The organism is Phenylobacterium sp. LjRoot219 (assembly GCF_964252995.1).
GTDB lineage: Bacteria > Pseudomonadota > Alphaproteobacteria > Caulobacterales > Caulobacteraceae > Phenylobacterium.
Map to the genome: position 1 here is coordinate 598,962 of NZ_CAXUQI020000001.1, position 24,923 is coordinate 623,884.

Below are 24,923 nucleotides of genomic sequence, written 5' to 3' on the forward strand. Positions count from 1 at the left end.
AATCGGACGGCGACCGGCGAGCGGGAAGACATGAAGACGGTGATCCTCGCGGGCGGGCTGGGCACGCGCATCTCGGAAGAGAGCCACCTGCGGCCGAAGCCGATGATCGAGATCGGCGGGCGGCCGATCCTCTGGCACATCATGACGCTCTACTCGCGCCATGGCTTCAACGACTTCATCGTGTGCCTTGGATACAAGGGCTACATGATCAAGGAGTACTTCGCCAACTACGTGCTCCATAACGCCGACGTCACCGTCGACCTCGCCAAGGGCGCGATCGAGTATCACGCCACCAACCACGAGCCCTGGCGGGTGACGCTGGTGGAGACCGGCGAGCAGACCATGACCGGCGGCCGGCTGAAGCGGGTCGCGCGCTACCTCGAGCCGGGCGAGCCCTTCTTCCTCACCTATGGCGACGGCCTGTCGGACGTCGACCTGATGGCGCTGGCGGCCTTCCACCGCGGCCACGGCCGCGAAGCGACGGTCACCGCCGTGGCGCCGCCCGGCCGCTTCGGCGCGCTCGAGCTGGCCGGCGATCAGGTGCAGCGCTTCAGCGAGAAGCCGCCCGGCGACAACGCCCTGATCAACGGCGGCTTCTTCGTGCTGCAGCCCAGCGTGCTCGACCGCATCGAGGGCGACGCCACGGTCTGGGAGAATCAGCCGCTGGAAGGCCTGGCCCGCGACGGCCAGTTGAGCGCCTTCCGCCACGACGGCTTCTGGGCGGCGATGGACACCCTGCGCGACAAGAACCAGCTGGAGGCGCTGTGGGCGTCGGGCGCCGCGCCGTGGCGGTGAACCCGGAGTTCTGGCGCGGCAAGCGCGTCCTGCTCACCGGCCACACCGGCTTCAAGGGCGGCTGGGCGGCGATCTGGCTGACGCGGATGGGTGCGGAGGTCACCGGCCTGGCGCTGGCGCCGGACCAGACGCCGAGCCTGTTCGAGCTGGCCGGCGTCGAACGTCGTCTGGTCTCCCGGCTTGCCGACCTGCGCGACGCCGCGGCGGTGCAGGAGGCAGTAGCCGGAGCGAGGTTCGACCTCGTGCTGCACATGGCCGCCCAGCCGATCGTGCGGGCGGCGATCGAGGATCCGGTCGGCGCCTACGCCACCAACGTCATGGGCACGGCGCACCTGCTGCAGGCGCTGCGGGCGCAGCCGGCGCTGAAGGCGGTGCTCGTGGTCACCACCGACAAGGTCTACGCCAACGCCGAGACCGGCCGCGCCTTCGTCGAGGACGACGCCCTGGGCGGCAAGGACCCGTACTCGGCCTCGAAGGCCGCGGCGGAGCTCGTCACCGCCAGCTTCGCGAAAAGCTACTTCGACCGCCTGGGCGTGGCCGTGGCGACCGCCCGCGGCGGCAACGTGATCGGCGGCGGCGACTTCTCGCGCGACCGGCTGGTCGCCGACATCGTCCGCGCCGCCGGCGCCGGCGAGACCGTCGTGCTGCGCCATCCGGAGGCCACCCGGCCCTGGCAGCACGTGCTCGACTGCGTCGCCGGCTATTTCACCTACCTGCAGGCGCTGGCCGAGCGGCCGGACGCGCCGCGGGCGCTGAACTTCGGGCCGCGTCCCGGCGGGCCGGAGGTGACGGTCGGCGAGCTGGCCAGCCTCGGCGTGGCCGCGCTGGGCGCCAGGCCCTGGCGGCACGATCCCGACCCCAACTCGCTGGAGGCCAAGGCCCTGGCGATCGACGCGACCCGCGCCCGCGAGGTTCTCGGCTTTCAGAGCGTGCTCGACGCGCCGGAAGCGGTGGCGCTGACCATGGACTGGCACCGTCGTCAGGCGGCCGGCGAGGCCGCGCTCGACTTGTGCCTGGAAGAGATCGAAGGCTACGAAACCCGCCGATGAGCGCCCCTCCGCACTGCCGCTTCTGCCAGACGCCGCTGACCCACACCTTCCTGGACCTGGGCCTGCAGCCGCTGGCCAACAGCAATCTGACGGCCGAGCAGCTCGAGGCCGGGACCGAGCGGCGCTATCCGCTGCACGCCCGGGTCTGCCACGCCTGCTTCCTGGTGCAGGCCGACGACGTCGTGCCGGCCGAAGCGATCTTCGACCAGGACTACGCCTACTTCTCGTCCTTCTCCTCCAGCTGGGTCGCCCACGCCCAGCGCTACGCCGAGGCGATGGCCGATCGGCTGAACCTCGGTCCGGATTCACTGGTCGTCGAGATCGCCAGCAACGACGGCTACCTGCTGCAGCATTTCGTGGCGATGGACGTGCCGGTGCTGGGGATCGAGCCGACCGCCAACACCGCCGAGGCCGCCCGCGCCCGTGGCGTGCCGACCGAGGTGATCTTCTTCAACGAGCAGACCGCCGTGGCGCTGGCGGCGCGCGGCGTGCGCGCTGACCTGATGGCGGCCAACAACGTGCTGGCCCACGTGCCCGACATCTCCGCCTTCGTCGCCGGCTTCCGCCACGTGCTGAAGGACGAGGGCGTGCTGACCTTCGAGTTCCCGCACCTGCTGAACCTGATCGAGCTGGTGCAGTTCGACACCATCTACCACGAGCACTACTCCTACCTGTCGCTGGTGGCGGTGGAGCAGGTGCTGCAGGCCAACGGCTTGCGGCCGTTCGACGTCGAGCTGTTGCCGACCCACGGCGGGTCGCTGCGGCTGTTCTGCTGCCACGTCGGCTCGGGGCGGTCGGAGACCGAGGCGCTGACGGCGCTGCGCGCCCGCGAGGCGGCGGCCGGCCTGTCGCGGATCGAGACCTACCTGGACTTCACACCGAAGGTCGAGGCGGTGCGCGACAGCTTCACGGCCTTCCTGGCGCGGGCCAAGGCCGAGGGCAAGCGGATCGCCGCCTACGGCGCGGCCGCGAAGGGCAACACCTTCCTCAACTACTGCGGCGCCACCGCCGAGGACATCGTCGCGGCCTTCGACGCCAATCCGGCCAAGCAGGGCCGCTTCACGCCGGGCTCGCATGCGCCGATCTTCGGCCCCGACCAGATCCGCGCGGTGCGCCCCGACTACGTCCTGATCCTGCCCTGGAACCTGAAGGACGAGATCATGGCGCAGCTCGCCTACATCGGCGAATGGGGCGGCCGCTTCGTGGTCGCCTCGCCGCGCACCGAGGTCGTCGGCTGATGCGGTTCACCGCGACCGAGATCGCGGGCGTGGTGGTGGTCGAGCTCGAGCCGCGGAGCGACGAGCGCGGCGCCTTCGCCAGGCTGCACTGCCCCGACGAGTTCGCCGCGGCCGGCCATCCGTTCGTCCCGGCCCAGACCAGCCTGTCGCGCAACCCGCACCTCGGCACCCTGCGCGGGATGCACTACCAGCCCGATCCGTACGGCGAGGTGAAGCTGGTGCGCTGCGTGCGCGGGCGGATCTTCGACGTGGCGGTGGACCTGCGGCCCGACAGCCCGACGCACCGCCGTTGGACCGCGGCCGAGCTTTCCGCCGAGACCGGCCGCGCCCTGCTGGTGCCGGAGGGCGTGGCGCACGGCTTCCTGACGCTCGAGCCGGACTGCGACGTGCTCTACCAGATCTCGCCGCTGTACCAGCCGGGCCGCGAGGCCGGCGTGCGCTGGGACGATCCCACCTTCGCCATCGCCTGGCCGGCGCAGCCCCAGGTGATCTCGCCGCGCGACGCGGCGTACGCGGACTACCGGGCCGGCTGATGGGCGCGGTCGTCCTCCTCACCGGCGCCAGCTCCTTCACCGGCATGTGGATCGCCGAGGCGTTGGCGCAGGCCGGCTTCGCGGTGGTCGCGCCGCTGCTGCGCGACCGGGGCGACTACGACCCCGAGCGCGCCGCGCGCATCACCCGGGTCGAGCAGGTCGCCGAGGTGGTCTTCGGCGTTCCGTTCGGCTCGCCGGCCTTCCTCGACCTCGTGCGCGGCCGCAAGGACATCGCCGCGCTCGCGCACCACGCGGCCGACGTCACCGGCTACCGCGACCCCGGCTTCGACGCGACGGCGGCCTTCGACCGCAATCTGGCCGGCGCGCCGCAAGCGCTGGAACTGCTGGCCGCCCAGGGCTGCGCGGTGGCGCTGGTCACCGGCACGGTGTTCGAGGCCGGCGAGGGCGGCGATCCCGCCGAACCGCTGGCGGTCACCCCCTACGGCCTCTCCAAGACCCTGACCAACGTCGCCCTGCAGCACCACGCGAGCTGGGCCGGCCTGCGGTTCGGCCGCTTCGTGATCCCCAGCCCCTACGGGCCGTTCGAGCAGCAGCGGTCGTTCCCGGCCTATCTGTTCCGCAGCTGGTTCGCCGGCGAGACCCCGGCCGTGCGCACGCCGCTCTACCTGCGCGACCACCTGCCGGCGCCCCGGCTGGCGCGGGCCTACGCCGAGCATCTCGCGCGCCTGCTGGCGGATCCGGCGACGCCGGGCGTCTGCCGCCCGAGCGGCTGGATCGCCACCCAGGGCGCCTTCGCCGAGAAGGTCGCCGCCGAGGCCGCGCGCCGGCTGGGCCGCCCCTGTCCGGTCGCCTTCGCCGAGCAGACCGAGTTCCCCGAGCCGCTGCGCCGGGTGAACCGCGACCCGGCGCCGGACTGGGACGAGGCGGCGTTCTGGGACGCGTACGTGGGCTGGTATCAAGCGCGGCGCTGAACGCCCCCTCCGTCTCGGCGCTGTGCGCCGATCCACCACCCCCGCTTCGCAGGGGAGGAGCTGTCAGCGAAGCTGACTGAGGGGGCGTTCGGCCCCTAAGCCGCCTCCAGCGTCCGCGCCACGGCCGCGTAGAAGTCGCGCGCCCAGGCGTCGGTCTGGCCGAGCGGGCTGGCCTGCATGCGTCCGCGCAGGCTGGCGCGCAGCTCGGCGATGCGGGCCGGGTCGGCGGCCAGGCCGGCGGCGATCGCGACGTAGTCGTCGACGCTGCGCGCGCACAGCTCCGGCAGGCCGAGGTTCATCAGCGTCGAATAGCTGAGCCGCTCGAAGACGCCGTCGCCGACCAGGGTGACGCAGGGCGCGCCCATCCACAGCGACTCGCAGGTCGTGGTGCCGCCGGTCTGCGGGAAGCAGTCGAGGCTGATGTCCATGCGGTTGTAGTGCGGCAGGTGCGCCCCGCGCACCGGCTCGAACAGGATCCGGTCGGCGGCCACGCCGGCGGCCTCGAAGATGGCGCAGAGGTGCCGCCGGAACGACGGCGCGGCGCCCTCGGGCCGGATGAACAGGAAGCGCGAATTCGGCGTCTCGCGCATCACCCGGGCCCAGGTGGCGACGACCTGGGCGTTGTACTTCTGCGGATTGTTGGCGGTGCCGAAGGTCACGTAGCCGTTGCGCGCGACCGGCGGCTGCGGGGCGGCGGCCGGCTCGGGACGGAAGTGGAAGGCGCCCAGCGGGTACCAGGCGTGCGGCAGCATCAGCGGCTGCTCGGAGATCAAGCCCGGCTTCTCCGGCATCACGTAGGGATCGACCACCAGGTAGTCGATCGTCGACAGCCCGGCCGAGTGCGGATAGCCGAGCCAGCTCGCCTGCTTGGCGGCGGGCCGGTAGGCCATCACGTCGAGCTTGTTCATGAAGGTCGAGCCGCCGAGCTCGATCAGCAGGTCGAGCTGATCGTCGGCGATCACCTGGGCGGCCTCGCGCGGGCCGATCTCCGGATTCCAGCGGAAGGCCGTGGCGCGCGCGGCCATCGCCCTCTGCACCTCGTCCTCGGCGCCCTGGTAGTAGGAGTAGCAGTAGAGGTCGAAGCGCGGGTCGACCTGTTCGAACAGCGGCATGGCGAAGTAGCCGACCGGGTGGCGGCGCAGGTCCGACGACATCAGGCCCAGCCGGATCCGGCCGTCGCCGGCGCGCGGCTTCGGCCGACGCAGCGGCGTCTCGGCGGCCCGGGCCTCGACTTTGCGGCCCCAGATGCGGTGTTGTTCGAGCAGCTCCTCGCGATCCTCGGGCGCCTCCACCGCCGACAGCTGCTTCATCAGCGCCGCATGGCGGCCGCTTTCGGCCCAGGCGCGGCCGCGGGTGCGGAAATCGCCGACCATCGGCAGGGCGTCGAAGTCGGCCACCCGCTGCAGCACCTCGTAGAGGATCTTCTTCGCGCCGGAATCGCGGATCTCCCCGGCGTGGATCAGGCCGGCCTTGGCCAGCTGGTAGGCTTCCTCGATGTTGGCGCCTTCGTCGCCGGCGCGGGTGCGCTCCAGGCTCTCGACCAGCGCGACGAGGTATTCCTGGTTGTCCGGAGCCAGCTCGACGGCGCGGCGCAGGTGCAGGTTGCCGGTCGGCCGGTCGTATTCGCCGAGCGTCACGCCCAGCTGATAGTGCAGCCACGCCGCCTGCCCATACTGCGCGAGCAGACTTTCCAGATAGGCCGCGGCCGCGCGGAACTGGCCGGCGCGGCGCAGCACGATGGCGCGGGCCTCGACCAGCCGCGGCTCGCCCGGATTGGCGGCGAGCGCCTTGTCCAGCACGTCCTCGGCCTGCTTGGTGCGGTGCTGCTCGCTCAGCGCGCCGGACAGGTCGAGCCAGGCGTCGATCGAGGTCTTCTGCAGGGCCACCGCCTGGCGCAGGCGCACCAGGGCCTGGTCGGTCTTGCCCTGCAGCATCAGCGCCCGCCCGAGCTGGCGCTGCAGCTCGGCGTTGCGCGGCTGCTGGCGGATCAGCCGGGTCAGGCCTTCCTCGGCCTTGGCGCCCTGCCGGAGGTCCAGCAGCACGTTGCAGCGGTTGACCTGCGGGGCGTCGTCCTTCGGGGCCAGGCGCACCGCCTCGTCGAGCGCCGCCAGCGCCGCCTCGAGGCGGTTCAGCCGGCGCAGCATGACCCCGTGCAGGTTGGCGAGATCGGATTCGCGCGGCAGCTGCCGGCGGGCCTGCTCGGCCCAACGGACGCCATCCTCGAAGCGGCCCGCCCGGTAGAGCTGCAGCAGCAGCGCGCGATAGACCGCGACGGGCCGGGCCGGGTTCTCCTCGAGCGCGGCGGTGAGGTGCTCGATGGCCTCCGCCGTCCGGCCCGCGTTGAGCGCCGCCTGCGCCGCCGCCAATCGATCGCTCATGCCTCAAGGTTCCGCGCGCGCCGCACAGGCGCATTCGCTTCGAGCCTTAAGCCGCAGCGCTGTCCGTGGCTAGGTGGCCGCGCCTGGCGCGACGGGCGGCAGGCGAAAAGCTCAAGGCGCGGTGACGACCGCCCGCACGCCCGGTTGCGCGGGCTCCAGCGTAAAGCTGGCGCCGACCTGCTGCGCCAGGAGCTTGACCATGGTCAGGCCGAAGCCGCTCTCCGCCGGTTCCGGCGGCCGGCCGGCCCCGTCGTCCTGCACGGTCAGCCGGAAGCCGCCGTCGGCCGACTTCAGATCGAGCGACACCGCCGTCCCGCTCGGCCCGCCTGCGCCATGGGTCAGCGCGTTCATCGCCAGCTCGTTGACGATCAGCGCGAGCGGGCAGGCGTGAGCCGCCCGCACCTCGACGGGATCCAGCGCCAGCCGCACCGCCGCGCCCTCGTGGCTCTCGGTCAGCGCCGTCAGGTGCTCGCGGACGAACTGGGTGAAGTCGAAGGCCTCCGGCCGCTCGGCGGTGAGGATGTCGCGGTGCACCGCGGCGACGGCGCCCAGCCGCTGATGCATGGCCTTGAGCGTGCGCTGGGTCTCCGGCTCCTTGCTGCGCTTGCTCTGCAGCAATAGCAGCGAGGCGACGAGCTGCAGGCTGTTCTTGGCGCGGTGGTCGATTTCCCGCGATCTCACACGCTCGGCCTCAAGCGCGGCTTGCAGCGCCGCGATCGTCTGGGCCTGCGTGAGCTCGCCGCGGTCGGGAGCTTCAGCCATCGCCTTGTCCAGCCTGGATTACCCCGTCGACCAACGATACGCCGTCGGCTTGGTTCCAGACACCCGGAAAGGGCGCGTTGTCATGGCCGTGACACACCCGTGAGGATGCTCGATGCTTTCGCCGCGGGAGATTCTGTTGTCCACCACGCCGCCCGATCCGATTCGCTCCACCTCGTCGACCGCCTGGCCGATCATGGCCGCCGGCGCGGTCGGGGTGCTGGCGATCGTGGCTGTGGCCCTGGCCGCACGGCTCGACCCGCTGACGGCGATCGCCGCCGGCGCGGCGGTGGCCGCGGCGACCGCGATCTGCGTCTTCGCCGCCGACCGTTCGGGCGAGGCGCGCTATCGCGAGCTGATGCGGGCCGCGGCGAGCCGCGCCGGCGAGCAGCCGCCCTTCGCCAGCCTGGTCAACGCCCTGCCGGATCCGATCCTGGTGGTCTCCGCGACCGAGCCGGACGACCTGACCAGCCGGCGCTACATCTTCGCCAACGCCGCGGCGCGCGACCTGCTGCGCATCGAGCGCGGCGAGGGGCTGCTGGTGAACGCCATCCGCGACCCCGACGTGCTCGACGCGGTGGATCGCGCGCTGTTCGCCGGGCAGGACGCCGAGTGCGTCTACGAGGGCGGCGGCGCCCAGTCGCGGACGCTGCGGACCTATGCGCGGCCGCTCGGCCTGGCGCTGGACGGCCGCCGGCTGGCGGTGCTGGTGTTCCGCGACGAGACCGAGATCCGCCAGGTCGAGCGCACCCGCGTGGACTTCCTGGCGAACGCCAGCCACGAACTGCGCACCCCGCTTGCCTCGCTGTCGGGCTTCATCGAGACCCTGCGCGGCCACGCCAAGGACGACGCCAGCGCGCGCGAGCGGTTCCTGTCGATCATGCAGGTCCAGGCGGCGCGGATGTCGCGGCTGGTCGACGACCTGATGTCGCTGTCGCGGATCGAGCTGGGTGAGCACATCGCGCCGGCCGACGAGGTGGATCTCGCCGCCTGCGTCAGCGACGTGCTGGACGCGTCGGCGCCGATCGCCGAACGGCGCGGCATCAAGCTCAAGATCAAGCTGCCGCGGCAAGGCGCGGCGCGGGCGCGCGGCGATCGCGACCAGCTGCTGCAGGTGATCCAGAACCTGGTCGACAACGCCATGAAGTATTCGCCCGACGGGGGCGTTGTCGAAGTGGCGCTGCAGGCGATGCTGTCGCCGGAAGCGGCGAGTGCCCCCTACCGGCCGGGCGCCGCGCGCCTGTCGCTGCTCGGCCCCGACGTGCCGGCGCCGACCTACGCCGCGCTGCGGGTCAGCGATCGCGGTCCGGGCATTCCGCGCGAACACCTGCCGCGGCTGACCGAGCGGTTCTACCGCGTCGAGGGCCAGAAGAGCGGCGAGCGCTCGGGCTCCGGCCTGGGGCTGGCCATCGTCAAGCACATCGTCAACCGCCACCGCGGCGGCATGACCGTCGAAAGCGTGGTCGGCGAGGGCACGACCTTCACCGTCTACCTGCCGATGCGCCCGTCCGCGAAGGTCGCGTCAGCGGCCGAGGTCGTCGCGAAAGTGTCATGACACTGTTGCATACGCCCAGACGCGTCACAGGTGTTGAGACGCAGGAGATCGTCCCGAAATGACCGAGCACACCGTCAGGTCCTACGAAGAAGAGCTCAACGCGCTCTCGGCGGAGTGCGCGCGCATGGGCGGGCTGACCGAGGCCCAGGTCGCCGATGCGATCACCGCGGTGGTCAAGCGCAACCAGGAGCTCGCCGGCAATGTCGTCGCCCGCGACGACCGGCTGGACGTGGCCGAGCGCGACATCGAGCGCCGCGCGCTGCGGCTGATCGCCCTGCGCCAGCCGATGGCCGACGACCTGCGCCGGACGGTGGCGGCGATCAAGGTCGCCAACAACCTCGAGCGCTGCGGCGACCTCGCCAAGAACATCGCCAAGCGGACGCTGGTGATCGTCGAATCCGACCCGCTGACGCCGATCACCCGTTCGATCGACCGGATGGGCAAGCTGGTGGTGCAACGGCTCACCGCCGTGCTCGACGCCTACGCCGGGCAGGACCTGGAGCGGGCGGTGGCCGTCTGGTCCCAGGACGAGGACGTCGACGAGCACTACAACAGCCTGTTCCGCGAGCTCTTGACCTACATGATGGGCGATCCGCGGACGATCACCGCCTGCGCCCACATGCTGTTCGTCGCCAAGAACCTCGAGCGGATCGGCGACCACGCGACCAACATCGCCGAGATCGTCTACTACCAGATCACCGGCGAGGACATGATCGCTCCGGTGCGTCCGAAGACCGACGCCTTCGGCGGCTGAGCGGAGCCCGGACGCCGTGCGCCCCACCATTCTGATCGTCGAGGACGAGGACGCGCTGTCGACCCTCCTCCAGTACAATCTTGAGAAGGAAGGCTACGAGGTGCGGGTCGCCGGCGACGGCGAGGAGGCGCTGGTCTCGGTCGACGAGAAGCTGCCGGACCTGATCGTGCTCGACTGGATGCTGCCGAAGATCTCCGGCATCGAGGTCTGCCGGCGGCTGCGCCAGCGGAACGAGACCCGCAACGTGCCGATCATCATGCTCACCGCCCGCGGCGAGGAAAGCGACCGCATCCGCGGCCTGGACACCGGCGCCGACGACTATGTGGTCAAGCCGGTGTCGATGAGCGAGCTGTCGGCCCGCGCCCGGGCCGTGCTGCGCCGCCTGCGGCCCGGCCTGGCGGAGGACGAGGTGCGGATCGGCGACATCGTCATCGACCGCGTCGGCCACCGGGTGAGGCGCGCCGGACTGGAGGTCCACCTCGGCCCGACCGAGTTCCGCCTGCTCGACTACCTGATGCGCCACCCCGGCCGGGTGCTGTCGCGCGAGCAGCTGCTGGACGCGGTCTGGGGCTCCGACGTCTATGTCGAGGCGCGCACCGTCGACGTGCACATCGGCCGGCTGCGCAAGGCGCTGAACCTGCCGGAGACCGCCGACCCGATCCGCACCGTCCGCGCCGCCGGCTACGCGCTGGACGTGGCGCGGTAGTTCACCTTTAAACCCGCTCATCCCGGCGAAGGCCGGGACCCAGCTGACGTGCGCGGATCTGACCGCAAGGCCTCGCGTGACGCTTATGCTGGCGCTCGGGCTGAAACGGGGTCCCGGCCTTCGCCGGGATGAGCGGTTTCGTTGATGCTTGACCCCGCCTCGCCCTCGCGCGAAAGCCCGGCGCCATGAACATCCTACTCGTCGGCTCCGGCGGCCGTGAGCACGCCCTGGCCTGGAAGATCGCCCAGTCGCCGCTTCTGACCCGCCTGGTGGCCGCGCCCGGCAACCCCGGCATGGCCGCGCTCTGCGAGACCCGCAAGGTCGGCCCGACCGACGTCGACGGGCTGGTCGCCCTGGCCGGCGAGATCGCCGCCGACCTGGTGGTGATCGGGCCGGAAGTGTCGGTGGCCGCGGGCCTGGCCGACGCGCTGCAGGGCGCGGGCGTGCCCTGCTTCGGCCCGACCGCCCAGGCCGGCCAGCTGGAATCCTCCAAGGCCTTCACCAAGGCCTTCGCCGACCGCTACGGCCTGCCGACCGCGGCCTATGTGATCTGCGAGGATCCGGCGTCCGCGCGCGCCGCGCTCGACCGGTTCGAGCCGCCCTATGTCGTCAAGGCCGACGGCCTGGCGGCCGGCAAGGGCGTGGTGGTCGCGGCGACCCGCGCCGAGGCCGAGGCGGCGATCGACGACGCGCTCGGCGGCCGCTTCGGCGCGGCCGGCGCGCGGGTGGTGATCGAGGAGTTCCTCGAAGGCGAGATCGGCTCGCTGTTCGCGCTCTGCGACGGCAAGGACTCGATGCTGTTCGGCTGGGCCCAGGATCACAAGCGCGCCTTCGACGGCGAGCAGGGGCCGAACACCGGCGGCATGGGCACCTATTCGCCGGCCCCGGTGTTCACGCCCGAACTGGTCGAGCAGGTGCGCACCCGGCTGGTGGAGCCGGCCTTCGCCGGCATCGCGGCCGACGGCGCGCCCTATCGCGGGGTGCTGTTCGTCGAGCTGATGGCGACCAGGCACGGCCCGAAACTGGTCGAGTTCAACGTCCGCTTCGGCGATCCGGAATGCCAGGTGCTGATGCTGCGCCTGGAGAGCGACCTGGTGCCGTACCTGCTGGCCTGCGCGAACGGCACGCTGGCGCAGACGCCGCAGCCGGTCTGGCGCGACGAGGCCGCCGCCTGCGTGGTGGTCGCCGCCAAGGGCTATCCCGAGACGCCGAAGTCCGGCGGCGAGATCCGCGGCCTGGAGCAGGACTTCGGGCCCGACGTGGTGGTCTTCCACGCCGGCACGGCGCGCGACGAGGACGGCGCGCTGCGCGCTGCGGGCGGTCGGGTGCTGAACGTCTGCGCCAAGGGGGCGGACCTGAAGGCGGCGCTCGCCGGCGCCTATGGGGCGATCGACCGAATCGACTTCGCCGACGGCTTCTTCCGCCGCGACATCGGCTGGCGCGCGCTCGCCCGCTAGCTCCGGGGCGTCGCCCTACGCCTTTTCCGTGTCCTGAAAGCCTCACGTCACGGGTTCGGCGAACCCGTGCGGCCGCTTGGCTCACTCAAAACGGGTATCGCCCCCCCAAAACGAGTAGGGCTCTGCTTCATTGAGGCAGAAAAAAGGCGCTTGTCTCAACCAGAGGATGACGGGACCGCTCCGTTTGGGCATCCCCGGTCTCGTCCCGGAGTTGTAGTTGGAGCAAGGCATATGAAGACGGCGTCTCACCTCGGGATCGAGCCCGACATCGAAGGGCGGGAAGACGTCGCGTTGAACGGCCCGCATCCGGTGGACCGTCACGTCGGCTTGCGCATCCGCATGCGCCGCAAGGAGCTCGGCATCAGCCAGGAGAAGCTGGCCGAGGCCCTTGGGCTCACCTTCCAGCAGGTCCAGAAGTACGAGCGCGCCGCCAACCGGGTGAGCGCCTCCAAGCTGTTCGAGATCGCCCGGGCGCTGAACACCAGCGTGGCCTACTTCTACGTCGGCCTAGCCTCCAACGAGGAGCTCGAGGCCGAGGCGGCCGCGCCGAACCTGGAGGCTCACGCCTTCCTGCTCACCCCGGAAGGGGCCGAGCTCGCCAGCCTGTTCCCCAAGCTCGGCCGCAGCCGCGTGCGCCGCAAGGTGCTGGAGCTGGTGCGCGCCATCGCCGGGTCGGATCTGGAACCGGAAGGCGCGGTCGAGCGTCCGCGCGTCCTCAGCTACGAGCACTAGCCGGCACTAAACGCGCCAGCAGGTCGTCCACGGCCTGCGGCGCGTCGAACACCGCTCGCACCGGCCAGGCGACGACCCGCGCGCGCCAGGCCGGCGGCAGCCGCACCCAGTCCTTCTCGGTGGTCACAAGGCCGGCGTCGAACTGCGCGGCGCGTTCGGCCAACGCCTGCAGCGTCGCCTCGTCATAGGCGAAGTGATCGGGGAAGGGGGCGAAGTCGGCCAGCTCGCAGCCGGCCGCGCGCAGCGCGCGCTCCACCTTCCAGGGCTTGCCGACGCCGGCGAAGCCGACCTGCGGGCCGGTCGGCGGGGCCTCGGCCGGCTCCAGCCGGGCGCTCAGCATCGGCCGGGCCGTCAGCGCCGCGGCCAGTTCCGCATCCACCTCCGGCAGATCGGCGGGGCGCAGCACCAGGCTGGCGTCGGCCCGCGCCAGCCCGGCGCGCAGCGGCTCGCGCAGCGGCCCGGCGGGGAACACCCGGCCGTCGCCGAACGGCCATTCCTCGCCGCGCGTCTCGCCGTCGACGACGATCAGCGACAGCGCCTTCAGCACCGACGGGTTCTGGTGGCCGTCGTCCATGATGATGACCTCGGCCCCGGCTTCCGCCGCCGCCCGTGCGCCGGCGGCGCGATCGCGCGCCACCCAGACCGGGAAGTCGCGCGCCAGCATCAGCGGCTCGTCGCCGACGTCGGCCCCGGCATGGCGATCGGGCTCGACCCGCACAGGGCCTTCCAGCCGGCCGCCATAGCCGCGCGACAGCAGATGGACCGCGACGCCGCGCGCGGCCAGCCGTTCGGCCAGCGCCCGGACCACCGGGGTCTTGCCGACGCCGCCCATGGTCAGGTTGCCGACGCAGATCACCGGCGCGCCGGGATCGAGCGGCGTGGCCCTGGCGATGCGCCGCGCGGTCACCGCCGCCCAGATCCAGGAGACCGGGGTGAGCACGGCGCGGGTCACCGGCATCACCCGCCGGTCGCGGCTGTACCACCAGCGCGGGGTCGAAAGCTTCATGCGCCGACCAGCGCGTCGATCAGCGGCAGGGCCGCGTCGAGCGCCGCGTCCTGCCGCCGGGCGTAGTCCAGCGCCGCCTCGCCGAGCCGCTGGGCGATCTGCGGCTGGTCGAGCAGGCCGGCGATGTGGCGGGCCAGCGCCGCGGCGTCGGCGGCCGGGATCACCGCGGCTTCGGCGGCCATTTCGGCGTAGAGCGCCTCGGCGTTGGCGACGTGCGGCCCGGTGACGATCGCCGCGCCGAGCCGGGCGGCCTCCAGCGGATTGTGTCCGCCGATCCCCGCAACGAAGCTGCCGCCCATCACCACGACGTCGGCCAGGCGCAGGAACAGCCCCATTTCGCCGAGCGTGTCGGCGACATAGGCCTGGGCCTCCGGCGCCAGTGCAGCGCCCTGGCTGCGCCGCGCGGCGGCCAGGCCCTGGGCGGCCAGGGCGTCGGCCGCCTCCGCCCCGCGCTCCGGGTGCCGCGGCGCGACGATCAGCAGGGCGTCGCTGTGCGCCGCGCGGAACGCCTCGGCGATCAGCGGCTCCTCGCCGGGATGGGTGCTGGCGGCCAGCACCACCGGGCGTCCGGCGAGCAACCCGGTGAGCCGCTCCAGCTCGGCCGGATCGACCGGCGGCGGCGCGCCGGCGCGTTTGAGGTTCAGGTGCGGCCCGGGCTGCGCACCCAACCGCCGCAGCCGCTCGGCCGAGGCCTCGTCCTGCGGCAGGATCAGATCGAAGCCGCCCAGCAGCGCGCGGGCCGAGCGCGGCGCGCGGGCCCAGCCGGCGGCGCTGGCCGCGGTGATCCGGGCGGAGATTAGGCCCAGGCGCACGCCGCGCGCGCGGGCCGCCAGGATCAGGTTCGGCCACAGCTCGCTTTCGACCAGCAGGCCGGCGTCCGGCCGCCAGTGGTCGAGGAAGCGTCGCACCGCGCCGGGCGCGTCGACCGGGGCGAACTGGTGGATTGCGCCCGGCGGCAGCCGCCGGGCCAGGATCTCGGCCGAGGTGACGGTGCCGGAGGTGACCAGCACGGACAGGCCGCGCGCCATGAGCGCTTCGACCAGCGGCAGCAGCGACAGGCTCTCGCCGACGCTGACCCCGTGCAGCCAGACCAGCCGGCCGGCGGGGCGCGGCCGGGCGCTCCGTCCGAGCCGCTCGGCGATCCGCTCGGGGGCCTCCTTGCCGGCGCGGGCGCGCTTGGCGAGCAGGCGCGGCGCGAACGGCTCGAGCAGCCCGGTCGCCGCCCCGTAGAGCGCCAGCGGCAGGGGCCGGAGGATGTGTTTCACACCACCTCGGCGGGGGCGAGGCGGCAGGCGTGCGCGGCGTCGGTCTCCACCTGCACCGTGGCGTGGCCGATGTTGAAGCGTTGCAACAGGCCGTCGCACAGCGCGTGCAGGAAGGCGTCGTTGTCGCTGATGTCCGGGCGGATCAGGTGGACGGTCAACGCCGTCTCGGTGGTGCTCATCGCCCAGATGTGCAGGTCATGCAGCTCGACCACGCCGGGCTGGGCGGCCAGCCAGTCGCGAACCGCCGCGACGTCGATCTCCTTCGGCGCGGCGTCGAGCGTCAGATCGATTGACTCCTTCAGCAGCCCCCAGGTCGCCACCAGGATGAAGGCGGCGATCGCCAGGCTGAGCGCCGGGTCGACCCACAGAATGCCGGTGCGGGCCATCACGAAGGCGCCGATCACCACGGCCACCGAGACGGCGGCGTCGCCGGCCATGTGCAGGAAGGCGCCGCGGACGTTCAGGTCATTGTGGCTGCCGCGGAAGAACAGCATGGCGGTGGCGGTGTTGATCAGCACGCCGATCCCCGCGGTCAGCATGACGATGTTGGTGTCGACGGCGGCCGGGGCCGAGAGCCGGCGGATCGATTCCGAGACGATCGCGCCGACCGCCACCATCAGCAGCACGCCGTTGGCGAGGGAGGCGAGGATGGTGCTCTTGCGCAGGCCGTAGGTGCGCCGGCCGGTCGGCGCGCGCTTGGCCAGGGTCGCCGCGCCCCAGGCCAGGATCAGCGCCAGCACGTCGGAGAGGTTATGGCCGGCGTCGGCCAGCAGCGACAGCGAGCCGGCCCACAGCCCGGCGACGGCTTCGGCCAGCACGAACAGCGAGTTCAGCACCACCCCGATGGCGAACGCCCGGTTCATGCCGTCGGTGGGCAGGTGATGATGGTGATGCCCGGGCCCGTGGCTGTGGCCAGCGGCATGCGCATGATCGTGGTCGTGATCATGGTCGTGATCATGCGGATGGGCGTGGGCCATGGGCCTATGTCTCACCCGGGCGCGTGGGGATCAACGGGCGTGCGGCCGACCAGCGCCTCGGCGCGGCGGGTGACGGCCGACAGCCGGGCCGACCAGTCCTCGACCAGGGCGGCGATCGCCGCCTCATCGGCCTCGGCGGGCACGTGCAGCGGACCCTCCCAGACGACCGCGCCACGGCCGAACGGGGCGGCGAACATCACCTTGTCCCAGGTCTTTTTCAGCTGCGTCGCCGGGTTGGCGGCGATGCCCATCAGGAACACCGGCTGGCCGGAGCGGCGGGCGATCTGCAGCGCGCCGGGGGCGATGATCTCGTTCGGGCCGCGCGGCCCGTCGGGGGTGACTACCAGCGCGCCGCCGTCGGCGACCCAGGTCACCGCCTCGCGGATCGCCGCCACCGCCTGGCGCGCCTTGGCCGCGTCGCCCTTCTTGGCCGAGGAGATGCGGATCGCCGGGAAGCCGGACATGGCCAGCGCCTGGGCGATGAACTCGCCGTCCGCCGACGGGCTGACGAAGGCGCGCGTGCGCTTGCGCCACCACTGCGGCGCAGTCGCCAGGCACAGCGGAATGCGGCCGTGCCAGAACAGCGCGATCGCGCCGCTGTCGCCGGCCAGCACCGGCTCGACGCATTCGACGTTCTCATGGCGCCAGCGGACCGTGCGCAGGATCACGCGCAGATAGGTTCCCAGCACCCAGCCCAGCGCGGCCTGGACGCCGTCGTTGCGCAGGACGTTCTTCAAACCGCCTCCAGATCCTGGCTGCGGGCGAGCCGCGCATAGAGACCGCCCTGGCGCACCAGGCTGTCGTGGTCGCCGGTCTCGACGACCCGGCCCTTGTCGATGACGTAGATGCGGTCGGCGCCGCGCACGGTCGACAGCCGGTGGGCGATCAGCAGGGTGGTGCGTCCGGCCATCAGCCGCTTCAGCGCCGCCTGGACCTGGGCCTCGCTCTCGGTGTCGAGCGCGCTGGTCGCCTCGTCGAGCAGCAGGATCGGCGCGTCCTTGAGGAAGGCGCGGGCGATGGCGATCCGCTGGCGCTGGCCGCCGGACAGCCGCGCGCCGGCCTCGCCGACGCTGGTCTCGTAGCCGGCCGGCAGGTCGGTGATGAAGTCGTGCGCCGCCGCCGCCCGGGCCGCCGCCTCGATCTCCGCCTGGCTCGCCTCCGGCCGGGCGTAGGCGATGTTGGCGCGGATGGTGTCGTCGAACAGAAACGGCTCCTGGGTGACCAGGGCGATCTGCCGGCGCAGCGAGGCCAGGGTCACCGCGCGCACGTCATGGCCGTCGAGCAGCACCCGGCCCAGGGTCGCGTCGTAGAAGCGCGGGATCAGGTTGAGCAGGGTGGTCTTGCCGCCGCCGGAGGGGCCGACCAGGGCCACGGTCTCGCCGCGGCGCACCTGCAGCGTCACGTCGCGCAGCGCCGCCGGGCCGTCGGTTCCGTAAGCGAAGCCGACCTGGTCGAAGGCGAGGTCGCCGTTCGCCCGCCCGAGCGCCGTGGCGTCGGGCGCGTCGCCGATCTCCGGCTCGACGTCGAGCGCGGCGAACAGCCGTTGCGCCGCCGACATGCCCTCGGCGAACACGGTCTGCAGGTTGGCCAACTGCCGCAGCGACTGCGAGCCCATGCCCAGCGCCGCGACGAAGGAGATGAAGGCCCCGGCGCTCATGCCGCCGTGCTGCGAGCGCCAGCCGGCGTAGGCGAAGACGACCGCCATGATCAGGGTCATCAAGAGTTCGGTGGCCGGGGCGGCGCGGGCGCGGGCGTTGGCGCCCTTGACCAGGAACTTCTCGCGCCGGCGCACCACCTCGGCGACGCGGCCCTCCTCGAAGGCCTCGCGGTTCTCGATCTTCACCACCCGGACGCCGTCGAGGCTCTCCATGATCGCGGTCGACAGGGCCGAGGTCTCGGCCATCGCGCCCTTCGCGGCCTTGGTGGTCTGCTTGGAGAACCGCCGCATGATCCCGCTGGCCACGGGGGCGGCGACCAGCAGCACCAGCGACAGCAGCCAGTCGTTGTAGAACATCACCGCCACCGCGCCGGCGACGGTCAGGAAGTGCTGGGTGTAGTTGACCACGCCGGAGGTCGCCGCCTCGCGGATCAGCCCGGCGTCGTAGAGCACCGAGGCGACGTAGGAGCCCGAGTGCTGGTTGCGCAGGTGGCCGAGGTCGGCGCGCACCAGCCGGCCGAACAGCTGCAGCTGGATGTCGCCGACCACGCCGTTGCCGATGCGGTTCATCAGCGTCGCCTGGGTGACCTGGGCGAGGGTGCGGCCGAGCGCCAGCAGGGCGATAGTGATCGGCAGCACGATCAGCGCGCCCGGCGCATGCGCCACCAGCAGCTGGTCGGTCGCCGGCCTGAGGATCTGCACCAGCCAGGCCGAGAAGCCGGCGACGAACACCGCCGCCACCAGGGCGCCGGCGAAGCCTTTCCAGCGCGGCTTCAGATAGATCCGCGCCACCCGCCCCATGAGGGCGCGGGCCGAAAGCTCGGGCAGGGCGGGCTCGCTCATGGCCGAGGGGTCGTCCGATGCGCGCGACAAGTCAAGCCGGCGGCCGGTCGCGCGACCGGCAGTGTCTTCCCGGAATGCGCGCAGCGCATGTCCGGGACCCAAGAACACCGCAGCTCGCCGGACGCCCGCGGCGATAGCCGCGCTTCTCCACGCAACGCCGTGTTCTTGGATCCCGGTCTTCGGCGCTCCGCGCCAAAACCGGGATGACAGTTCGGGTGTGGGGGGACCTGACGTCGCGGTCGCTTCCGAAATCCGTCCCGACCCCCTAGTTAGGGCGCATGAGCGCCGAGCCCGTCATCAATGGATACGACCTGTCGACCCCTGGCGGGAAGCTGAAGGCCTACGGCGACTATCTCTGGAAGGACCACGCCTATCTGCGGCTGGGCTTCCAGAACGCCCACTGGATCTCCGACGAACTGGTGCGCACCAACCAGCCGTGGCCGCACCAACTGGCCGCCTGGAAGCAGCGCGGCGTCCGCACGGTGATCAACCTGCGCGGCGGCTTCGACGCCGCCTTCCACGCGCTGGAGAAGGACGCCTGCGAGCGCCACGGCCTGGAGATGGTCGACTTCACCATCACCTCGCGCGAGGTGCCGAGCCGCGAGCGGGTGCTGGGCGCCCAGCGGCTGTTCGAGAGCATCGCCTATCCGGCGCTGATGCACTGCAAGTCCGGGGCGGACCGGGCCGGCATCATGAGCGTGTTCTACATGCACTTCCGCAAGGGCAAGACGATCCGCGAGGCGCTCGAGCAGCTGCACCTGCGCTACCTGCACGTAAAGCAGGGCAAGTGCGGCGTGCTCGACTACACCTTCGAGCGCTACCTCGCCGAGGGCGAGCCGGCGGGGATGTCGTTCCTCGAGTGGGTGCAGAGCCCGATGTACGACCCGGCCGGCATGAAGGCCCAGTTCCGCTCGCAGATGTGGGGCCGGGTGCTCACCGAAGGCCTGCTCAAGCGGGAGTGATCGGCAAGGTCGTCCAGGCGACCGACGCCAGGTTGGCGGCGTGCCACGGTGAAGCGTGGACAACACCGCCCTCCATGAGCTGCCGGACGTTTTCTACACGTTGTTGGGCGTGCGGCCGGACGGCGTCGCCTCGGTCGTAGACCTCGTTCCCGCCGACAGTTCGCTGGACGTGCGCCGCTGCGCCGAGGCGCTGTTGCGTGAGCACCTGAGCTGCAGCTTTGTCGAGGTCTGGTGCGACGGCCAGCTGATCGATCAGCTGGCCCGACGTCGACGGGCCTGACGCCCCTCAGTGGGCGTGGTCATCCCCGTGGACCGCGGGGTCCAGCAGCCGGTGCGCATGGATCACGAAATAGCGCATCAGCGCGTTGTCGACGGTCTCCTGGGCCTTGCTGCGCCAGGCGCTGACCGCGGCGTTGTAGGTCGGGTAGGCGCCGACAAAATCGACCTTTGACGGGTCGCGGAACTCCGGCGGGCCCTCCAGCGACTTCAACTCGCCGCCGATCACCAGGTGCAGGAGTTGTTTGTCGGGCATGGCTCACCTTTCGGGGGCTTGAACTGAATCAAAGCGCGATATGCCGGACCCGTTCCAGGATCAACGGAGCGAGGGACGGGGCGGCGCACACCAAGCTGGACTGTATGGGCTTGCTGCGATTGTAGGCAAATGGCCGTCCGGTGTGATCGCCGACAAAGCATCCGGCCTCGCTGGCGATGAGGTCGGCGGCCGCCAGGTCCCAGTCGTGCTTGCTGGCGAAGGTCACCGTCGCGTCGGCGGCGCCGGCGGCGACCAGGCACAGGCGGTAGGCGGTGGAGTTGCGCCGGGCGATCCGCATGTCCGGCCAGCGCTCCCGCCAGGCTTCGTGCGCGAACATCGCCGGGTGGGCGATCATCCGGCAGTCGGCGATCGCCGTCGCGGCGCTGGCGTGGATCGGTCGGCCGTTCAGCGTGGCGCCCGCCCCGACCGCGGCGGCATAGGCTTCCTGCAGCTGCGGGGCGACGACGGCGGCGGCGATCGGCCGGCCGTCCTCGACGACCGCGACGCAGACGGTCCAGAAAGGCTCGCCGGCGGCGAAGGCGCGGGTGCCGTCGATCGGATCGACGACGAACACCCGGCGGGCCGCCAGCCGGGCCGGATCATCGGCGGTCTCCTCCGACAGCCAGGCGTAGTCCGGCCGCGCCCCGCGCAGCGTCGCCTTCAGCAGCGCGTCGGCGGCGAAGTCGGCGTTGGTGACCGGCGAGTCGCCGGCCTTGAAGTCGACGGTCAGGCCGTCGTCGCGCAGGCCGGTGGCCAGCTCGCCGGCCGCCCGGGCGGCCTCCACGATGAGGGTGAGGTCGTCGCCCAAGCCCGGCGTCACCGACCGGCGATGGCGAGGCTGTCGATCAGCAGCGACGGCGAATTCGACGCGCCGCGGATCTCCAGGTCGGCGCCCGGCACGATTCGGCCGAACACCTCGATCAGGTTGCCGGCGACGGTGATCTCGGTGACCGGATAGGCGATCTCGCCGGCCTCGAACCAGAAGCCCGAACAGCCGACCGACCAATCGCCGGTGTTGCCGTTCAGCGACGGGCCGAACATCGAGGTCACCAGCAGGCCGGCGCCGGCGTCGCGCATCAACGCCGCCTGGTCCTGTTCGCCGGGCTCGAAGGTCAGGTTCGACGGCGACACGCCCGGCGGGCCGGCCAGCCCGCGCGAGGCGTGGCCGGTGGTCTCCAGGCCGAGCTGGCGCGCCGCGGCGGTGTTCAGCAGCCAGGTGGTCAGCACCCCGTCGTCGATGATCGCGGTGCGCTGGTTGGCGACGCCTTCGTCGTCGAACGGGCTCGAGCCCAGGCCGCGCAGCCGGTGGGGGTCGTCGACGATGTTGATCCCCTTGGCGAACACCTGCTGGCCGAGCTTGTCCTTCAGGAACGAGGCGCCGCGGGCGATCGACGGGCCGGAGATGGCGCCGATCAGCGGCCCCATCAGCGAGGCGGCGAGGCGGTTCTCGAAGATCACCGGGGCGGTGGTCGAGGCGATCTTGCGCGCGCCCAGGCGGCTGGCGGCGCGGCGGCCGGCCTCGGCGCCGATCGACTCCGCCGAGGGCAGGTCGGCCTCCCAGCGGGTCGAGCGGCCGTCGTAGCCGTTCTCCATGCCGTTCTCGTCGCCGGCGATCGCCGAGGCGCCCAGCGAAAAGCCGGAGGCGCGGTGCACCCCGGTGAAGCCGCCGCTGGTCACCATGGTCCACTGCGCGGCCGACCAGGAGGCCGAGCCGCCGTCGGAGTTGGTCACCTTCGGCGCCGCGCGGGCGGCGGCCTCGGCGGTGCGGGCGCGGGCCTCCAGCGCCTCGGCGCTCGGCTCGCTGGGGTCGTAGAGGTCGAGGTCGGCGAGCGGGCCGCGGGCCAGCCGCTCCGGGTCGGCGAGGCTGGCGTAGGGATCCTCCGGGGCCAGCCGGGCCATGGCGACGGCGCGCTCGATCAGCTTGGCGCGGGCCTCGGAACTGATGTCCGAGCCGGAGACGCTGGCCTGCCGGCGGCCGACGAAGACGCGCAGGCCGAGGTCGCGCGATTCCTCGCGCTCGACCTCTTCCAGTTCGCCCAGGCGCACGCCGATGGAAAGCGCGCGGCGCTCGGCGCCCACGGCCTCGGCCGCGTCGGCGCCGGCCTTGAGGGCGGCGGCGACGACGTCTTGCAGCAGATTTTCGTCCATCCCTCGGATATGGCGGAGCGGAGGGGCGGGGGCAAGTTCAGCGAATCAGATGCTCCCGTCTTCCGCTCATCCCGGCGAAGGTCGGGACCCAGGTAACGCGCAGGGCGTCGCCGCAGACCGGTCCGGGTCATCGATCGCGAGCGCGGCGGCTGAAGCTGGGTCCCGGCCTTCGCCGGGATGAGCGGATTTCTAGACCTCGTCGCCGTCGCCGGGCAGGCCGAGGCTCTTCCACTTGCGGCTGACCTCAGCGACCACCCCGGGGTCCATGCCGAGCTTTTCGCCCCATTCGCGCTTGGTCTCCGGCGGCCACTTGTTGGTGGCGTCCAGGCCGATCTTCGAGCCCAGGCCGCTCTCCGGCGAGGCGAAGTCGAGGTAGTCGATCGGCGTGCCCTCGACGAGGGTGATGTCGCGGGCCGGGTCCATGCGGGTGGACATCGCCCACATGACGTCCTTCCAGTCGCGGGCGTTGATGTCGTCGTCCACGACGATCACCCACTTGGTGTACATGAACTGCCGCAGGTAGCTCCAGACACCCATCATCACGCGCTTGGCGTGGCCGGGGTAGGCCTTCTTCATCGACACCACGGCGATGCGGTAGCTGCAGCCCTCGGGCGGCAGCCAGAAGTCGACGATCTCCGGGAACTGCTGGCGCAGCAGCGGGATGAACACCTCGTTGAGCGCCTCGCCGAGCACGCTGGGCTCGTCTGGCGGGCGGCCGGTGAAGGTGGTCAGGTAGATCGGGTTCTTGCGCATGGTGATCGCGGTCACCTGGAACACCGGGAAGCGCTCGACGGAATTGTAATAGCCGGTGTGGTCGCCATACGGGCCCTCGTTGGCGTACTCGTCGAGCAGCACGTGGCCTTCCAGCACGATCTCGGCCTGGGCCGGGACCATCAACGGCACGCTCTTGGCCGGGACCAGGTCGAGCTTGGCGCCGCGCATCAGGCCGGCGAACTGGTACTCCGACAGCGTCTCCGGCACCGGCGTCACCGCCGCCAGGATGGTGCCGGGATCGGCGCCGATCACCGCGCAGGCGGGCAGCGGCTCAGGCTTGCCGGCGGCCTTCCAGCGGCGGTGGTGCTGGGCCCCGCCGCGGTGCGCCAGCCAGCGCATGATGGTGCGGTCCTTGCCCAGCACCTGCATGCGGTAGATGCCGAGGTTGTAATCGTCCTCACGGTCCGCCGAGGGCCCCTTGGTGACCACCAGCGGCCAGGTGATCAGCGGCGCCGGCTCGCCCGGCCAGCAGGTCTGGATCGGCAGCTTGGTCAGGTCGATCTGGTCGCCGGTGAGCACCACTTCCTGCACCGGCGCGCGCTTCACCGTCGCCGGCCGCATGGCCATCACCGTCTTGGCCAGCGGCAGCATCTCCATCGCGTCCTTCAAGCCGCGCGGCGGCTCCGGCGCGCGCAGGAAGGCCAGCAGCTCGCCGACCTCGCGCAGGTCTTCCGGCGTCGAGCGTGCGCGGCCTTCCAGCGTCACGCCCATGGCGACCCGCTTGACCGTGCCGAACAGATTGACCAGCGCCGGCATCGGCGAGATCTCGCCGTCGGCGCGGATCGGCTGCTCGAACAGCACCGCCGGCCCGCCGGTCGCCAAGAGCCGGCGTTGGATCTCGGTCATCTCGAGCACGGTGGAGACGGGCTCCTTCACCCGCACCAGCTCGCCGGCCGCTTCCAGCGTCTCGAGGAATTCGCGCAAAGACCGATAGGCCATCTCGTCTCCAAGGCTCGCGCCGAACGCCCCCTCCGTCTCGGCGCTTGCGCGCCGATCCACCTCCCCCGCTTTGCGGTGGAGGAGCGATCGCTGCTCCCCGCCTGCGGGGGAGCTGTCGGCGAAGCCGACTGAGGGGGCGCTCAGCCCGCGCGGAAGCTAGGCCGCGACCGCCGCCGTGTCACGCTTCGCCGGCGTGCGCGACGTCCCAGGCCTTCACCGCCGCCTTCGGCGCGATCTTGCGCCAGCGCCGTTCAAGGAAGCTGCGCAGCTCGTCGCCTTCGATCTGCGCGATCCGCGCCAGCACGATCGGGTAGTTCCGGTAGTGGTCGGTGAAGTGGAAGGTCGCCGGCGCCGCCGCGATCAGCATCTCGCGCTCGTCGAAGCCGACCTCCTGCAAGACCACGCTCAAGTCCTCCGCCCGCAGCCGGGTGAAGAACTTCACCGCCACCTTGTAGGCCGGATGGCCGTAGCTGGTCCCTTCCTCGACGCCGGGGAAGGCCATGACGACGGCGTGGAACTGCTCGGCGGTCACCTAGGTCCTCAGGTCTCGCTCCACACCCCGAGCTCGTTGCCGCTGGGGTCGCGGAAGTGGAAGCGGCGGCCGCCGGGGAAGTCGTAGGCCGGGCGGATGATTTCGCCGCCGGCGGCGCGGACCTTGGCCTCCATCGCCTCAAGGTCGTCGGCGTAGAGGATCACCAGCGGCATCGGGCTCTGGTCTTCCGCGTGACCGTTGAAGCCGCCGTCGAGGCCCTCGTCGAACGCCGCATAGCCCGGGCCGTAGTCGGTGAAGGCCCAGCCGAAGGCCTGCTCGTAGAACCGCTTGGTGGCGATCAAGTCGCCGCCCGGCAGCTCGATGTAGTCGATCCGGCCGTCCTCGCCCATGGGGTGCTCCTGTAGAATGTTCGTTGAATGTTCTAGTTGGGCGCGGCGTG

General features: G+C 71.8%; 25 protein-coding genes. 12 read left to right on the forward strand and 13 right to left on the reverse strand.

The window, feature by feature from the left end:
* Positions 1–30: 30 nt before the first annotated feature.
* The 5 genes from rfbF to ACSQ14_RS02960 are packed head-to-tail and all read left to right on the forward strand — an operon-like array spanning position 31 to position 4,547.
* Positions 31–795: a glucose-1-phosphate cytidylyltransferase gene (gene rfbF, locus ACSQ14_RS02940; RefSeq protein ID WP_436009557.1), complete on the forward strand. Its 765-nt coding sequence runs from the start codon at positions 31–33 to the stop codon at positions 793–795.
* Complete coding sequence (gene rfbG, locus ACSQ14_RS02945; protein WP_436009559.1) at positions 765–1,844, forward strand: CDP-glucose 4,6-dehydratase; 1,080 nt, start codon at positions 765–767, stop codon at positions 1,842–1,844. Before rfbF ends, rfbG begins: the two co-directional genes overlap by 31 nt.
* On the forward strand, positions 1,841–3,082 hold the full coding sequence (locus ACSQ14_RS02950) for a methyltransferase domain-containing protein (protein ID WP_436009561.1): 1,242 nt from the start codon (positions 1,841–1,843) through the stop codon (positions 3,080–3,082). Before rfbG ends, ACSQ14_RS02950 begins: the two co-directional genes overlap by 4 nt.
* Positions 3,082–3,615 (forward strand): dTDP-4-dehydrorhamnose 3,5-epimerase family protein, encoded by a 534-nt coding sequence (locus ACSQ14_RS02955; protein ID WP_436009563.1) that lies wholly within the window; start codon positions 3,082–3,084, stop codon positions 3,613–3,615. Before ACSQ14_RS02950 ends, ACSQ14_RS02955 begins: the two co-directional genes overlap by 1 nt.
* Entirely contained in the window at positions 3,615–4,547 is a 933-nt protein-coding gene (locus tag ACSQ14_RS02960; protein WP_436009565.1) for an NAD-dependent epimerase/dehydratase family protein, read from the forward strand. The genes ACSQ14_RS02955 and ACSQ14_RS02960 overlap by 1 nt, the downstream gene beginning before the upstream one ends.
* 95 nt (positions 4,548–4,642) lie before the next feature.
* On the opposite strand, the gene ACSQ14_RS02965 is transcribed toward ACSQ14_RS02960, so the two are convergent.
* Both ACSQ14_RS02965 and ACSQ14_RS02970 read right to left on the reverse strand, forming a co-directional pair.
* A complete protein-coding gene (locus ACSQ14_RS02965; protein ID WP_436009567.1) occupies positions 4,643–6,925 on the reverse strand; it encodes a tetratricopeptide repeat protein in 2,283 nt (760 codons plus the stop codon).
* A 111-nt stretch (positions 6,926–7,036) separates the two neighbouring features.
* The gene (locus ACSQ14_RS02970; protein ID WP_436009569.1) at positions 7,037–7,687 is read right to left on the reverse strand and encodes a sensor histidine kinase; all 651 of its coding nucleotides are present in this window, start codon (positions 7,685–7,687) and stop codon (positions 7,037–7,039) included.
* A 136-nt stretch (positions 7,688–7,823) separates the two neighbouring features.
* On the opposite strand from ACSQ14_RS02970, the gene ACSQ14_RS02975 reads away from it, so the two are divergent.
* The 5 genes from ACSQ14_RS02975 (at position 7,824) to ACSQ14_RS02995 (ending at position 12,888) form a co-directional block, all read left to right on the forward strand.
* On the forward strand, positions 7,824–9,239 hold the full coding sequence (locus ACSQ14_RS02975; protein WP_436009571.1) for a sensor histidine kinase: 1,416 nt from the start codon (positions 7,824–7,826) through the stop codon (positions 9,237–9,239).
* 58 nt (positions 9,240–9,297) lie between these two features.
* Positions 9,298–9,993, forward strand: coding sequence for a phosphate signaling complex protein PhoU (gene phoU / locus ACSQ14_RS02980; RefSeq protein WP_436009573.1), 696 nt, complete (start codon positions 9,298–9,300; stop codon positions 9,991–9,993).
* Positions 9,994–10,009: 16 nt separating this feature from the next.
* Entirely contained in the window at positions 10,010–10,699 is a 690-nt protein-coding gene (gene phoB / locus ACSQ14_RS02985) for a phosphate regulon transcriptional regulator PhoB (protein ID WP_436009575.1), read from the forward strand.
* A 185-nt stretch (positions 10,700–10,884) separates the two neighbouring features.
* A complete protein-coding gene (purD, locus tag ACSQ14_RS02990; protein ID WP_436009577.1) occupies positions 10,885–12,156 on the forward strand; it encodes a phosphoribosylamine--glycine ligase in 1,272 nt (423 codons plus the stop codon).
* A gap of 231 nt (positions 12,157–12,387) precedes the next feature.
* Positions 12,388–12,888 (forward strand): helix-turn-helix domain-containing protein, encoded by a 501-nt coding sequence (locus tag ACSQ14_RS02995; protein ID WP_436009579.1) that lies wholly within the window; start codon positions 12,388–12,390, stop codon positions 12,886–12,888.
* On the opposite strand, the gene lpxK is transcribed toward ACSQ14_RS02995, so the two are convergent.
* From lpxK to ACSQ14_RS03020, 5 genes are read right to left on the reverse strand one after another with little or no spacing between them, the layout of a single operon-like run.
* Entirely contained in the window at positions 12,872–13,894 is a 1,023-nt protein-coding gene (lpxK, locus tag ACSQ14_RS03000) for a tetraacyldisaccharide 4'-kinase (protein WP_436009581.1), read from the reverse strand. The genes ACSQ14_RS02995 and lpxK overlap by 17 nt on opposite strands.
* Positions 13,891–15,159, reverse strand: a complete 1,269-nt coding sequence (locus ACSQ14_RS03005; RefSeq protein WP_436009583.1) for a 3-deoxy-D-manno-octulosonic acid transferase — start codon at positions 15,157–15,159, stop codon at positions 13,891–13,893. Before ACSQ14_RS03005 ends, lpxK begins: the two co-directional genes overlap by 4 nt.
* Positions 15,156–16,136, reverse strand: coding sequence for a cation diffusion facilitator family transporter (locus tag ACSQ14_RS03010; RefSeq protein ID WP_436009585.1), 981 nt, complete (start codon positions 16,134–16,136; stop codon positions 15,156–15,158). The genes ACSQ14_RS03005 and ACSQ14_RS03010 overlap by 4 nt, the downstream gene beginning before the upstream one ends.
* 11 nt (positions 16,137–16,147) lie before the next feature.
* Positions 16,148–16,873 carry a lysophospholipid acyltransferase family protein gene (locus tag ACSQ14_RS03015; protein WP_436009587.1) on the reverse strand — a complete coding sequence of 242 codons (726 nt, stop codon included), beginning with the start codon at positions 16,871–16,873 and terminating at the stop codon, positions 16,148–16,150.
* Positions 16,870–18,636 carry an ABC transporter ATP-binding protein gene (locus ACSQ14_RS03020; protein WP_436009589.1) on the reverse strand — a complete coding sequence of 589 codons (1,767 nt, stop codon included), beginning with the start codon at positions 18,634–18,636 and terminating at the stop codon, positions 16,870–16,872. The genes ACSQ14_RS03015 and ACSQ14_RS03020 overlap by 4 nt, the downstream gene beginning before the upstream one ends.
* Positions 18,637–18,914: 278 nt before the next feature.
* On the opposite strand from ACSQ14_RS03020, the gene ACSQ14_RS03025 reads away from it, so the two are divergent.
* Complete coding sequence (locus ACSQ14_RS03025; RefSeq protein ID WP_436009591.1) at positions 18,915–19,598, forward strand: fused DSP-PTPase phosphatase/NAD kinase-like protein; 684 nt, start codon at positions 18,915–18,917, stop codon at positions 19,596–19,598.
* Between the two features lie 55 nt (positions 19,599–19,653).
* On the forward strand, positions 19,654–19,878 hold the full coding sequence (locus ACSQ14_RS03030) for a hypothetical protein (protein ID WP_436009593.1): 225 nt from the start codon (positions 19,654–19,656) through the stop codon (positions 19,876–19,878).
* A gap of 6 nt (positions 19,879–19,884) precedes the next feature.
* On the opposite strand, the gene ACSQ14_RS03035 is transcribed toward ACSQ14_RS03030, so the two are convergent.
* The 6 genes from ACSQ14_RS03035 to ACSQ14_RS03060 form a co-directional block, all read right to left on the reverse strand.
* The gene (locus tag ACSQ14_RS03035; RefSeq protein ID WP_436009595.1) at positions 19,885–20,130 is read right to left on the reverse strand and encodes a DUF4170 domain-containing protein; all 246 of its coding nucleotides are present in this window, start codon (positions 20,128–20,130) and stop codon (positions 19,885–19,887) included.
* Positions 20,131–20,158: 28 nt separating this feature from the next.
* Positions 20,159–20,938, reverse strand: a complete 780-nt coding sequence (locus ACSQ14_RS03040) for a 3'(2'),5'-bisphosphate nucleotidase CysQ (RefSeq protein WP_436009597.1) — start codon at positions 20,936–20,938, stop codon at positions 20,159–20,161.
* An 8-nt stretch (positions 20,939–20,946) separates the two neighbouring features.
* Positions 20,947–22,278, reverse strand: coding sequence for a TldD/PmbA family protein (locus tag ACSQ14_RS03045; protein ID WP_436009599.1), 1,332 nt, complete (start codon positions 22,276–22,278; stop codon positions 20,947–20,949).
* A gap of 189 nt (positions 22,279–22,467) precedes the next feature.
* Positions 22,468–23,991: a UbiD family decarboxylase gene (locus tag ACSQ14_RS03050; protein ID WP_436009601.1), complete on the reverse strand. Its 1,524-nt coding sequence runs from the start codon at positions 23,989–23,991 to the stop codon at positions 22,468–22,470.
* A 178-nt stretch (positions 23,992–24,169) separates the two neighbouring features.
* A complete protein-coding gene (locus ACSQ14_RS03055) occupies positions 24,170–24,523 on the reverse strand; it encodes an MmcQ/YjbR family DNA-binding protein (protein WP_436009603.1) in 354 nt (117 codons plus the stop codon).
* Positions 24,524–24,531: 8 nt separating this feature from the next.
* Positions 24,532–24,873, reverse strand: coding sequence for a VOC family protein (locus ACSQ14_RS03060; protein ID WP_436009605.1), 342 nt, complete (start codon positions 24,871–24,873; stop codon positions 24,532–24,534).
* Between the last annotated feature and the right edge of the window lie 50 nt (positions 24,874–24,923).